12 protein-coding genes are annotated in these 11,975 nt (G+C 68.7%); 1 reads left to right on the top strand and 11 read right to left on the bottom strand.

The features are described from left to right. Positions 1–22 precede the first annotated feature (22 nt). From JL100_RS10815 to JL100_RS10795, 5 genes are read right to left on the bottom strand one after another with little or no spacing between them, the layout of a single operon-like run. Positions 23–487, bottom strand: coding sequence for a MaoC family dehydratase (locus JL100_RS10815; RefSeq protein ID WP_202679836.1), 465 nt, complete (start codon positions 485–487; stop codon positions 23–25). Positions 488–533: 46 nt separating this feature from the next. After that, positions 534–989: a GNAT family N-acetyltransferase gene (locus JL100_RS10810; protein ID WP_202679837.1), complete on the bottom strand. Its 456-nt coding sequence runs from the start codon at positions 987–989 to the stop codon at positions 534–536. After that, complete coding sequence (locus JL100_RS10805) at positions 986–1,786, bottom strand: PhzF family phenazine biosynthesis protein (protein WP_202679838.1); 801 nt, start codon at positions 1,784–1,786, stop codon at positions 986–988. The genes JL100_RS10810 and JL100_RS10805 overlap by 4 nt, the downstream gene beginning before the upstream one ends. A gap of 30 nt (positions 1,787–1,816) precedes the next feature. Beyond that, on the bottom strand, positions 1,817–2,263 hold the full coding sequence (locus tag JL100_RS10800; RefSeq protein ID WP_228421196.1) for a GNAT family N-acetyltransferase: 447 nt from the start codon (positions 2,261–2,263) through the stop codon (positions 1,817–1,819). Next, positions 2,251–2,463, bottom strand: coding sequence for a DUF1127 domain-containing protein (locus tag JL100_RS10795; protein ID WP_202679839.1), 213 nt, complete (start codon positions 2,461–2,463; stop codon positions 2,251–2,253). Before JL100_RS10795 ends, JL100_RS10800 begins: the two co-directional genes overlap by 13 nt. A 142-nt stretch (positions 2,464–2,605) precedes the next feature. Between JL100_RS10795 and ehuR the strand changes: the two genes are divergently transcribed. Then, complete coding sequence (ehuR, locus tag JL100_RS10790) at positions 2,606–4,012, top strand: MocR-like ectoine utilization transcription factor EhuR (protein WP_202679840.1); 1,407 nt, start codon at positions 2,606–2,608, stop codon at positions 4,010–4,012. 9 nt (positions 4,013–4,021) lie between these two features. Here ehuR and thiD read toward each other — a convergent pair whose 3' ends face one another. The 6 genes from thiD to ybgF form a co-directional block, all read right to left on the bottom strand. Continuing rightward, complete coding sequence (thiD, locus tag JL100_RS10785) at positions 4,022–4,822, bottom strand: bifunctional hydroxymethylpyrimidine kinase/phosphomethylpyrimidine kinase (protein WP_202679841.1); 801 nt, start codon at positions 4,820–4,822, stop codon at positions 4,022–4,024. Beyond that, a complete protein-coding gene (gene glmM / locus JL100_RS10780; RefSeq protein ID WP_202679842.1) occupies positions 4,819–6,192 on the bottom strand; it encodes a phosphoglucosamine mutase in 1,374 nt (457 codons plus the stop codon). The genes thiD and glmM overlap by 4 nt, the downstream gene beginning before the upstream one ends. A 61-nt stretch (positions 6,193–6,253) precedes the next feature. Continuing rightward, a complete protein-coding gene (gene folP, locus JL100_RS10775) occupies positions 6,254–7,309 on the bottom strand; it encodes a dihydropteroate synthase (RefSeq protein WP_228421194.1) in 1,056 nt (351 codons plus the stop codon). 120 nt (positions 7,310–7,429) lie between these two features. Further along, complete coding sequence (gene ftsH / locus JL100_RS10770; RefSeq protein WP_202679843.1) at positions 7,430–9,364, bottom strand: ATP-dependent zinc metalloprotease FtsH; 1,935 nt, start codon at positions 9,362–9,364, stop codon at positions 7,430–7,432. 117 nt (positions 9,365–9,481) lie between these two features. After that, a complete protein-coding gene (gene tilS / locus JL100_RS10765) occupies positions 9,482–10,798 on the bottom strand; it encodes a tRNA lysidine(34) synthetase TilS (RefSeq protein ID WP_202679844.1) in 1,317 nt (438 codons plus the stop codon). A gap of 7 nt (positions 10,799–10,805) precedes the next feature. Continuing rightward, positions 10,806–11,750: a tol-pal system protein YbgF gene (ybgF, locus tag JL100_RS10760; protein ID WP_228421193.1), complete on the bottom strand. Its 945-nt coding sequence runs from the start codon at positions 11,748–11,750 to the stop codon at positions 10,806–10,808. Positions 11,751–11,975 lie beyond the last annotated feature (225 nt).

Raw genomic sequence — 11,975 nt, 5'->3', positions numbered from 1 at the left:
AAGACCAGTAAAAGAATAGATGTTAGACGGCGATCGTTTCGGGAGTTCTCCGCGCAATGATATGATCCAATAGAATGCTAAGTACTTGTTCGTCACGCTGATTATAAGTATTGTATTGAAGTCTGACCTTCCCCCGGTCATCGCGGCTCCGGGACGGCTGGAGCTCGATAACTTCGACGACCACTTTGAGCGTGTCGCCGGGACGGACCGGACGCAGCCAGCGGAGCTGGTCGCCGCCGCTGCCGCCCATGCTGCTGTCATGGATGATGCCGGTATCGCGCAGCAGGCGAAAGGTCAGCGCCAGGGTCTGGAACCCGCTGGCGATCAGGCCGCCATAGGGACCCTTGGCGGCGGCGACGGCATCCACATGGAACGGCTGCGGATCGTACATCAGCGCGAAATCGATGATCTGGGCCTCGGTCAGGGTGATCCCTGCCGTCCCGAACCGGTCGCCCACCCGAAAATCCTCGAAAAACATCGACTTCATGCGCTTGGTCTCTCCCCCAGTGTCGGGCCCCAGTGGCGGGCCGTGGTCACAGCCTCTTCGTCAGATGGATGATGCCGTCCGATGCGCCGGCAGGCCCGGCCGGGACGGGCTCGAAGCCCAGCGACCGGTAGAGCGCCTGGGCGGCGGCCATGGACGGCAACGTCTCCAGATGCATGCCGGTATAGCCGCGCCGGCGCGCTTCATCCAGCGCCGCCTCGCACAGGCGGCGCCCCAGCCCGGATCCGCGCCTGTCGTCGCGGACATAGAGCCGCCGCATCTCGCAGCCGCCGGTGCCGTCGGCGGCCGCCGCGAGGCCGACCACACCGACGGCTTCACCGTCCTGCCGGGCCAGCAGCCACAGGCCGGGAAGTGCCGCGACCTCGCGCTCGTAGCCCTTGAAGCAGATCGCGAAGTCCAGCGCCCTGCCGTAGTCCATCAGCAGGCCGCGGACGGCGCCGAGGTCGTCGTCCCCGGCGGCTTCGGTGATCGAGACGTCGGTCACAGGTAGACGGTGCCTTCCATGTAAAGCATGGCCTTGCCGGAGATCATGACTCGGTCGCCGCGCAGTTCGCACCACAATTGCCCCCCACGCGCGGAGAGCTGGCGCGCGGACAATTCGGTCTTGCCCAGCCGTTCCGCCCAGTAGGGCACCAGCGTGGAGTGGGTCGAGCCGGTGACCGGGTCCTCAGGAATGCCGTGGTGGGGAGCGAAGTAGCGCGACACGAAATCGACGTCCCCGCCCGGCGCCGTCACCAGCACGCCCCGGTCGAGCCGGGAAAGCCCCCCCATGTCGGGCTTCAGGGACGCGATGGACGCGGCGTCATCGTACACGACCATGTGGTCCCGGGCGATCAGCAGGTCGGACGGAGCCGGGCCGCCGAGCGCCGCGGCGAGATCGGCGCGGACGGCATCCTGGTCTTCCGCCGGCCGCTCGGGCGGGCGGGCCGGGAAATCGAGGGTGAAGAGGTCGCCGCGCCGGGTCACCGTCAGGTTTCCCGCGGTCTGGGTAGTGAAGTCGACCCGCTCGGTGCCGGGGCGCAGGATCGACATGATGACATAGGCGGAGGCCAGGGTCGCGTGGCCGCACAGATCGACCTCCGTGGTCGGCGTGAACCAGCGCAGCCGGTAGCCCTCCTGCCCTTCCGGGACGAAGAAGGCCGTTTCGGCCAGGTTGTTCTCCGCCGCGAGGTCCTGCAGCGTGGAGTCCGGCAGCCAGATGTCCAGCGGCATCACAGCCGCCGGATTGCCGGCGAACACCGTGTCGGTGAAGGCATCGACCTGATAAATCCGTTGGCTCATGGCGTCTCTCGCTTCGGTCTCGTTCGGGTCTCAATCGGGCAGGTTGGTGAAGTCGAAACAGTTGGGATGCCGTTCCAGCCCCACCTTTTCGTAGAATTCGATCGCCGCAGGGGCTGACAGCAGGATGCAACGCACGGCGTCGCCACCCGCGGCGGTCCGCGTCCGGGTCATCAATACCCGGCCGATGCCCCGTCCCTGCCATTGCCGATCCACCGCCAGGTCGGACAGGTAGCAGCAATAGCTGAAATCGGTGACCGACCGGGCGACGCCGATCAGATTGTCCCCATCGCGCGCGGTAACGATCAGGTCCGCCTGTGCCAGCATCCGGGAAATCCGCTCGGGCTGATCGACCGGGCGGCGCTCTGCCAGGCCGGAGCGGCGCAACACGTCGATGAACTCGACCGGAGAGAGATCCGGTTCGCACCGGAACCGGATCTCGGCACCGCTCCTGTCGATGAACGGTTTCAATTCCGCCAAAACGGCTTGCTCCCCTCGTGATTCGCCTCGGCCCGGCTGACGCCGATATCCTTCAGCATGTCGTCGCTGAGCGCAAGCAGGTCCCGCCTCTGGCGGGCGTTCTCGCGCCACGTCATCAGGATCTCGAAGAAGGCGGACAGGACGGCCAGGACCTGGCGGACGGCGATGCCGCCGACGATGCGGAGAGACTTCGCGGTCATTGCCGGCGTCCCCTTCCGGGGAGGTGTGGCGGCGTCAATTGTATGCATACAATCCTCCATCCTCTGGCGTTCTGCCTCGCTACATTCGAGACAATGTGATTATTGCTTGCTTGGGATGGGGGTCAATGAATACATTGTCACCATGACAACTTGGCTTCCCGATCTCGACAGATATCCCGGTCCGCGCTACCGGGCCATCGCCGACGCGCTGGCGGCGGACATCGCCGCCGGCCGGCTTCCCGTCGGCGAGCGCCTTCCGACCCACCGCGACCTGGCCTACCACCTCAAGGTCACGGTCGGCACGATCACGCGCGCCTATGCCGAGGCCGAGCGGCGCGGGCTGATCGGGGGAGAGGTCGGCCGGGGCACCTACGTGAAGGCGGGGACCGTGCGGAACGCCGGAGACGAGTGGCCGCAGCTGCCGCCACCGCCCGGCGACACTCCGGCGGTGGTCGACCTGTCGCTCTGCACGCCCAGCGCCGCCGGGGTGGCGGAAGCCCTGGCCGCCCTGCTCTCCGGCATGAAGGATCCGGCCGGGTTTGCCGACATGCTCAACTACCCGCCCCATGGCGGGCTGCCCGCCCATCGGGAGGCGGGATCCCGCTGGCTGGCCCGGCACCAGGTTTCGGTCGGGCCGGAGAACGTGCTGGTCACCAGCGGCGCGCAGAACGGCATGGCCATCGCCTTCACGACGGTCACCCGGCCGGGCGACCTGATCCTGACGGAACGGCTGACCTATTTCGGCATGAAGGCGCTCACGGCCACCTTGGGGTTGCGGCTGGAGGGGCTTGCCATGGACGACGAAGGGTTGCTGCCCGACGCGTTCGAATCGGCCTGCCGGCAGTCGGCGCCCAAGGCGCTCTACACCGTGCCGACCCTGCACAACCCGACGACGGCGATCATGCCGACGGAGCGGCGGCGGCGGATCATCGAGATCGCGCGGAAGTACGATGTCACCATCGTGGAGGACGACGTCTTCGGCTTCCTGGTGCCGGACGGGCCTGCGCCGATCCAGGTCCTGGCGCCCGACATCACGCTGCACATCAGCAGCCTGTCCAAGAGCATCGCGCCGGGCCTCCGGATCGGCTATCTGGTGGCGCCACCCCGGCTGATGCCGCGCCTGGAGGCCACGATGCGCGCGCTGAACTACGCGGTACCGCCCCTGATGGGCGAGTTGGCGACCCGCTGGATCGAGGACGGCAGCGCCGACCGCTTCGCCGAGACCCAGTGCCGGGAGTGCCGAGCGCGCCACGACCTGGCGGCGGAGATCCTGCGCGACGGCCCGGCCGTCGCGGTGCCTTCGGTCGGGCAGCATCTCTGGCTCAAGCTTCCCGATCCCTGGCGGCGGGAAGACTTCGTGGCCGAGACCCGCAGCCGGGGCATCATCCTGACCGGCGCCGACGTCTTCATGGTCGGCCGGGGCGCCGCTCCCCACGCTGTCCGCGTCGGCCTGTCCATGCCAGCCCGCCGCGAGGACGTGCGCCACGGGCTGGAGGTCATCGCCGACCTGCTGTGCAGCCCGGTCGGGGCGACGGTTTCGATGGTCTGACCGGCCTTGTCAGAACCCGTCCGCGACGGTCCAGGCGTGGTTCAGTGGGCCGTGGCCGCCGCCATAGCCCGGGGCCTGCCGGATCGCCTGGTCCACATAGTTCCGGGCGCGGGTCACCGCCTCCGGCAAGGTCAGCCGCTGGGCCAAGCCGGTCGCGATCGCGGACGCCAGCGTGCAGCCGGTGCCGTGGGTATGCAGGGTGTCGATCCGGCGGGAGGTGAACACCTCCTCCCCGTCGTTGGTCACCAGCAGGTCGGTGACCGTCTCGCCCTCCATGTGGCCGCCCTTCAGGAGCACGGCCTTGGGGCCGTAGCTGAGCATCAGGTTGGCCGCGTGGCGCATGTCGTCCAGGTCCAGGATCTCCAGGCCGCTCAGCACCTGGGCTTCCGGGATGTTGGGCGTGATCACGTCGGCGCGGGGCAGCAGCCGGCGCTGCAGCGCGTGGCTGGCGTCGGGATCGAGCAGCAGGGCTCCGCCCTTCGCGACCATCACCGGATCGACCACCAGCGGGATATCGCCGCCGAGCTCCTCCAGCACGTCGGCGACCGTGTCGATCACCTCCCCGCTGTGGAGCATGCCGGTCTTGATCGCGTCGGCCCCGATATCCTCCAGGACCAGCCGCATCTGCTGGGCGATGAACTCCACCGGCACCGGATGGATGCCGAACACGCCCAGGGTGTTCTGCGCCGTCAGCGCGGTGATGGCGGTGGCGGCATAGCCGGTCAACGCCGTCACCGTCTTGATGTCGCCCTGGATACCGGCGCCGCCTCCGCTGTCGGAGCCGGCGACGATCAAGACCCTTCCCCTCATTCAGCCGCTTCCTGTTGCCGCACCGCCGCTTCCTGGATCCGCTGAACGATATCCCCGACGACGGCATTCACCAAGGCTTCATCGTCGCCCTCGGCCATGACGCGGATGACCGGCTCGGTCCCGGACTTGCGGATCAGCAGCCGGCCGGAGCCGCTCAGCCGCGCCTCGCCGTCCCGGATCGCCGCCTTCACCTGCCCGTCCTCCAGCGGTGCCGCGCCCCCCTCGAACCGGACGTTCTTCAGGAGCTGGGGCACCGGCTCGAACACCCGGCAGACGTCGCTGACGCGCCGGCCGCTTTCCTGGATCACGGCAAGGACCTGGAGCGCCGCGATCAGCCCGTCGCCCGTGGTGCCGTAGTCGCTCAGCACGATATGGCCCGACTGCTCGCCGCCGACATTGAACCCGTGCTCGCGCATGTGCTCGACCACGTAGCGGTCGCCGACCGGTGTCCGCACGAGGTCGAGCCCAAGCCCCTTCAGGGAACGCTCCAGACCCAGGTTGGACATCACGGTGGCGACGACGCCGTTGCCCTTCAGCTTGCCCGACTCGCACCACGACCGCCCGACCAGACCCATCACCTGGTCTCCGTCGATCTGCCGGCCCTTCTCGTCCACCAGGATCAGCCGGTCCGCGTCGCCGTCCAGCGCGATGCCGAGGTCGGCGCCGTTGGCGACCACCTCGCTCTGGAGCATCTGGGGCGCGGTGGCGCCGCACTGGCGGTTGATGTTGATGCCGTCGGGCTTGACGCCGACCGAGACGACCTCCGCCCCGAGTTCCCACAGGACCTTGGGAGCCACCTTGTAGGCGGCGCCGTTGGCGCAATCGACCACGATCTTGAGCCCGTCGAGGCGGAGCCCGCGCGGGAAGGTGTTCTTGACGAACTCGATGTAACGGCCGCTGGCGTCCTCCAGGCGGCTCGCCCGGCCCAGCGCCGCCGGCTTGACCAGCGATGAGCCCAGCGGATCGGCCAGACGGCCCTCGATCTCCGCCTCGACCTCGTCGGACAGCTTGTAGCCGTCGGGGCCGAACAGCTTGATGCCGTTGTCCTGGAACGGATTGTGGGAGGCCGAGATCATGATGCCGAGATCGGCGCGCAGGCTCCGGGTCAGCATCGCGACCGCCGGCGTCGGCATCGGCCCGACCAGCACGACGTCCATGCCCATGGCGATCAGCCCCGCGGTCAGGGCCGGCTCCAGCATGTAGCCGGAAAGGCGGGTGTCCTTGCCGATCACCGCCAGATGCCGGTGATCGCCCCGATGGAACTGGACCGCCGTCGCCATGGCGACCTTGAGGGCGGTTTCGGCGGTCATCGGCTCGATGTTGGCCGTGCCGCGGATGCCGTCGGTGCCAAACAGTTTACGCGTCATCATTCCTCTCGAACAGTCTTGCCGTTCTTATCCGAAAATGCCGGCGATAGCCAAGCCCGGGGCTTCAAACCCGCCGAAGGTGCAGTCCTGCCCACAGGGCGCGGGCCTGGCAGGTCTCCGCGACGTCGTGGACGCGGAGGATCTGGGCGCCTTGGTCGAAGGCGGCCAGCGCCCCGGCCAGCGAGCCGGCCATCCGGTCCTTCGGCGCCTCGCCCCGGCTGAGCGACGCGATGAAGCGCTTGCGGGACAGCCCGACCAGCAGCGGCACGCCCAGCCCATGGTACAGCGCCGCATGGCGCAGGATCTGCAAATTATGCTCGACCGTCTTGCCGAAGCCGATGCCCGGATCGACGCAGAGGTTCCCGGCGGACATCCCGGCTTCCAGGCAGGCGGCGACCCGTTCGGCGAGGTAGACGTACACGTCGGTGGGAGCGTCCGTGTACTCCGGCGCCTGCTGCATGGTCCGGGGCTCGCCGCGCATATGCATCAGGACGACGGGCACGCCGGCCTTGGCCGCGACGTCGAGGCTGCCGGGATCGCCGGTCAGGGCCGTGACGTCGTTGACGATCGCGGCCCCCGCCTCCAGCGCCGCCGCCATGACGGCGGCGTGGCGGGTGTCGATCGACACGATCGCCCCCCGCTCCGCGAAGTGCCGGATGACCGGCACGACCCGCCGGACCTCCTCCTCCACCGGAACCGGATCGGCCCCCGGCCGCGTCGACTCGCCGCCCACGTCCAGGATGTCGGCCCCGGCGTCCAGAAGCGCGGTGCCCTGGGCGACGGCGCGGTCGTGGTCCAGAAAGTCGCCGCCGTCGCTGAAACTGTCGGGAGTGACGTTGACGATACCCATGACGGCGGGCCGGTCGAACGCCAGCCCGGCGAACGGGGCGCGGGGTCGGGACAGCGCATCCAGGAGGTCCGCGGCGGGAGCCCAGCCGGCCAGGTCGCCGAGGGGACCGATCGCGCGCAGGATGCCGGTCTTCCCCTCACCCCCCGTCCTGGCGATCGCCTCGACCATGCCGAAGGCCAGAGGGCCGCCCGCCAGGGGAAGCGCCGCACCGGCGTCCACCGCCCTGCCCGCCGCCTCGTGCCCGAGGATGCCCAGCGGCCGCAGATACACGGAAGCGCCGGACCGTTCCGCCGACAAGCAAAAGCCCCGGAGTGACCCGGGGCTCGTTGCCGGCTCCATTCCCATGGGAGCCATCATGTCCACCAAAAATCGCCCTTTGCGTCCCCGGCCTTACGTGCCCGGCTGGGGTTCCGGCTCAAGTCCGCCGGAGTCCTTGCTGCCGCTGGTCGGGACCGAAGCCCGGCGCCCGGGGGTCGGCTGCTTCGGGGGCGGCGGCGTGTCCTGCTTGTCGGTGCGGATGATCGGCTCGCCCCGCAGCAGGGCGTTGATCTCCTCGCCCGACAGGGTCTCGTACTCGAGCAGGCCCTTGCCCAGCGTATGCAGCTGGTCGAGGTTGTCGGTCAGGATGCGCCGCGCCGTGGCGTAGGCGGTGTCGACGATCCGGCGGACCTCCGCATCGACTTCGGCCGCGGTCGCGTCGGACATGTTCTTGTGCTGGGTGACCGAGTGGCCCAGGAAGACCTCCTGGCTCGGCTCGCCGTACAGCAGCGGCCCCAGCTTCTCGCTCATGCCCCACTCGGTGACCATCCGGCGGGAGATGTCGGTCGCCATCTTGATGTCCGACGAGGCGCCGGTGGTCACGCGGTCGATGCCGAAGATCAGCTCCTCGGCGACGCGGCCGCCCATCGCGACGGCCAGGTCGGCCTCCAGCTTGGCGCGGCTCAGGGAGATCCGGTCGCCTTCCGGCAGGCGCATCACCATGCCGAGGGCACGGCCGCGGGGGATGATGGTCGCCTTGTGGACCGGATCGCTGTCCTTCATGTGGATCGCGACGATCGCGTGGCCGCCCTCGTGGTAGGCGGTCAGCTTCTTCTCGTCCTCGGTCATGACCATGGACCGGCGCTCGGCGCCCATCATGACCTTGTCCTTGGCGTTCTCGAACTCCGCCATGCCGACCACGCGCTTGCCGGCGCGGGCCGCCAGCAGAGCCGCCTCGTTGACCAGGTTGGCGAGGTCGGCGCCGGAGAAGCCGGGAGTGCCGCGGGCGATGATCCGGGCGTCCACGTCGGGCGCCAGCGGAACCTTGCGCATGTGGACCTTCAGGATCTTCTCGCGGCCCAGCACGTCCGGGTTCGGCACGACGACCTGACGGTCGAAGCGGCCGGGACGCAGCAGCGCCGGGTCGAGCACGTCGGGGCGGTTGGTCGCGGCGATCAGGATGACGCCCTCGTTCGCCTCGAAACCGTCCATCTCGACCAGGAGCTGGTTGAGGGTCTGTTCCCGCTCGTCGTTGCCGCCGCCCAGGCCGGCGCCGCGATGGCGGCCGACCGCGTCGATCTCGTCGATGAAGATGATGCAGGGGGCGTTCTTCTTGCCCTGCTCGAACATGTCGCGGACGCGGCTGGCGCCGACGCCGACGAACATCTCGACGAAGTCCGAACCGGAGATGGTGAAGAAGGGCACGTTGGCCTCACCCGCGACGGCGCGCGCCGTCAGGGTCTTGCCGGTACCCGGAGGACCGACCAGCAGCACGCCCTTGGGGATCTTGCCGCCCAGGCGCTGGAACTTCTGCGGGTCCTTCAGGAACTCGACGATCTCCTCCAGCTCCTGCTTCGCCTCGTCGATGCCGGCGACGTCGTCGAACGTCACCCGGCCGACCTTCTCGGTCAGCAGGCGCGCCCGGCTCTTGCCGAAGCCCATGGCCTTGCCGCCGCCGGACTGCATCTGGCGCATGAAGAAGATCCACACGCCGATCAGAAGCAGCATCGGGAACCAGGACAGCAGCACGCTGAACAGCGACGGCACGTTGCTGTCGTCGGGCATGGCGCTGATCCTGACGCCCCGATCGGCCAGACGATCGACCACATTGGCATCGGGCGGGGAATAGGTGCTGAACGAGCGGCCATCGCTGAAGTGGCCGCTGATCTGGTTGCCCTTGATCGTCACATCCGCGACCTGGCCCCGTTCGACCTCGTTCAGGAAGTCGCTGAACGGCACGCTCGCCTGCGGACTACGGGTGGAGGAACTCTGGAACAGATTGAACAGGGCCACCAGAAGCAGCCCGATGATGATCCAGAGAGCCAGGTTTTTACCGAAATTGTTCACGGTTCACGCCTTTCGTCGGACAACCTCGGCGCCTTTCGATGAACGCCGGGCGCCAGCCCTCGACACTTGATCCCGATACATGGGAAGTCCATCAGATTAGATAATGCAGCCCCGGTTTTAAACAACTACGAATGCGGATGCGGCCACAGGTTCCGGAGGGGCGAATACAGCCCTGATCGCCGATGCGGTACCTGCTTCTTCCTCGGGATTGATTCCATTCGCGAAATCGAAACGGGGAAAGCTTTTTGCGCCGCCCTCGCGCAGCAGGACGGGCAAGGTCTCCCGCACAACCGCCGGAAGTCTTTCCAGATGCTTCGGCAGCGCCCCGGCGCAGGAAGCGGCACCGAGGGGAGCGACGACGCCCCCTGCCCCCGATGGCGCCGTCACCAGGAACCGTCCGTCCCAGCGAAGCGTCGCCCCGCCCCGGATGGCGATGCGCTCGACCGCGGAACGCGGCTCCCGCGCCACCAGGAGCCTGCCGTCCTGGCGCGGCATGATCCGGCATCCGCCCAGGGTCGCCCCGCGCGGCGGAGCACCGCCCGAGAAAGACCGGTGGAACCGCTCGACAGCGTCGCGGCGGGGCTGGTACCGGGCGCCTCCGACCGACGCGAGGCAGCGGCCCAGGACGCGCAGCGCCAGATCGTCGGGTGCTGCCCGGATCGGCTCCGGGCGCAGCAGGACGCATCCCTCCGGCCACACCTCGACCGCCCGTGCGAGCAGTTGCGCCGTCGCGACTTCGAGCGCCGAGCGGGTCCGCCCGGCGCGGCGCGCGGTTTCGGCGGCATGGGCCGGTGTCCAGCCCTCCTTCGCGAGGGTGTCGGCCATGGTGCGAAGCCGCACCCGCGCATAGGCGGCGGACCGGTTGGACGGATCTTCGATCCAGGGCTGGCCCGCCGCTTCGAGGACCGCCTTCAGGCGCGCCCGCGGCATGCCGAGCAGCGGGCGCAGGATCCGCACGGCCCCGGTCTCCCGGAGCGGCGACATCCCGGCGAGGCCGTCGGGGCCGCTCCCCTTGGCGAAGCGCAGCAGGATGGTTTCGGCCTGGTCCTCCAGATGGTGTGCCAGGGCCAGATGCAGGATGCCCTCGGAACGGCAGCGATCCGCGAGGAGCCGGTGGCGGGCGTCGCGCGCGGCCGCCTGTATGCCGGAAACCGGCTTGTCCCCTTCCCACCGGAGCACGTCATGGGCGATGCCGCGGGCCGCGAGCCAGGAGCCGACCCGAACGGCCTCATCTGCGGCATTATGTCGCAGGCCATGATCCACCGTCAGGGCAAGCAGGGCTCCGCCGGCCCGGTCAGTCCATGCCTTGAGCAGGAGGCAGAGCGCCAGACTGTCCGGTCCTCCGGATACTCCGACCGCGACTCGGGGCCGGGGCTCGAACGGCCCCAGGCGGTCCATCAGGCCGAAGAACTCGCCGCAGACGTCATGGGTCATCCCAGGCTCACGAGCAGTTCAGACGGCCCCGCTCCTGGTCGGCCCGACGCTTGATCGTCGCGGGAGCGTCGGGGAACTCCGAATTGAGCTGCTGGAAGGTGACGCAGGCTTCCTTCTTCTGGTTCAACTGCCCCAGCGACATGCCCAGCTTCAGGAGGTTGTCGGCCGCCTTCGAGCCCTTCGGGTATTTCTGGTAGCCCTCGGCGAAAGCGACCGCGGCATCGCTGTACTTGCCCCGGACATAGTAGGTCTCGGCCAGCCAATATTGGGCGTTGCCGGTCAGCGGGCTGTCGGGATGGCTCTTGACGAACTGTCCCAGGGCCGCCTCCGCGTTGGCGTAGTCGGCGGCACGGAGCAGGCCGAAGGCGTAATTGTACTGCTCCTGCGCGGAACCGGACGGCAGGCGCGCCGCGGCGGTCACCTGCTGCTGGGGTTGCTGGGGAGCAGGCTTTGCCGGCGCGGCGGCAGCCTGGGTCTGCGATCTCACGGCCGGCGCCGGGGCTGCGCTCTCTGCAGAAGATGCGCCCGGCTCGGCGTTCAGCTTGCTCTCGATCTCGCTCAGGCGGTACTCCAGGTCGGACGCCAGCTTGTCCAGCCGTTCCCGCGCCTGGGTGATGCCGAACGTGGCCTCCTCGTACTTACCGGTCAGGGTCTGCAATTCGCTTTCAAGGCGCGACAGCCGGATCTCGAAATCCGCCGCCAGGCTGGGCGGGACGCCAGTGCTGCCCGGTGCCGAGGAGCCGGCGGGCGGGGTGCCGCCGCGATAGACCTGCCTGTTGAGCGTCTGGATCTCGTTCTCCAGCCGGTTCAGCCGGTTCTGGAGGTTGATGTCGGCCTGTGCCGCCGCCGGCCCGGACCATAGCATCAGTCCCGTCAGCAGGAGGCCGGTCAGCATGAAGCCGGCCGGCCCGGCGCCGGCAAGCAACGCCGCCCTGCCGCACCCTTCAGTCAACCCTTTACCCGTCGCTCGAACCATTGCCTCTACCGCCATCATTGTTCCCCGAACCTGATCGGACCCGGCCGTCCCTGCCGCTGCGTAAATAGTGCCTGTTTCACTGCCTGCCGGTGGAGGCGATGCTCCGTCCCGCCTGCGGGCCGGATTTCTGCGCGATACCCGAAACCGGAGGCAAAAATAAGGCGCCACACCCGGCGGCCCGTTCAGGATCCGCTTGGTGTG

The organism is Skermanella mucosa (assembly GCF_016765655.2).
In the GTDB taxonomy this organism is placed as follows: Bacteria; Pseudomonadota; Alphaproteobacteria; order Azospirillales; family Azospirillaceae; genus Skermanella; species Skermanella mucosa.
This window is presented reverse-complemented; position numbering and strand designations above follow the sequence as displayed.

Excerpts from the sequence above, each read along its gene's own strand:
- glmM (WP_202679842.1), bottom strand. The coding sequence starts at position 6,192 with ATGATGACGCGTAAACTGTTTGGCACCGACGGCATCCGCGGCACGGCC.
- JL100_RS10805 (WP_202679838.1), bottom strand. The coding sequence starts at position 1,786 with ATGAGCCAACGGATTTATCAGGTCGATGCCTTCACCGACACGGTGTTC.
- ehuR (WP_202679840.1), top strand. The coding sequence starts at position 2,606 with ATGACAACTTGGCTTCCCGATCTCGACAGATATCCCGGTCCGCGCTAC.
- JL100_RS10815 (WP_202679836.1), bottom strand. The coding sequence starts at position 487 with ATGAAGTCGATGTTTTTCGAGGATTTTCGGGTGGGCGACCGGTTCGGG.
- thiD (WP_202679841.1), bottom strand. The coding sequence starts at position 4,822 with ATGAGGGGAAGGGTCTTGATCGTCGCCGGCTCCGACAGCGGAGGCGGC.
- tilS (WP_202679844.1), bottom strand. The coding sequence starts at position 10,798 with ATGACCCATGACGTCTGCGGCGAGTTCTTCGGCCTGATGGACCGCCTG.
- JL100_RS10795 (WP_202679839.1), bottom strand. The coding sequence starts at position 2,463 with ATGACCGCGAAGTCTCTCCGCATCGTCGGCGGCATCGCCGTCCGCCAG.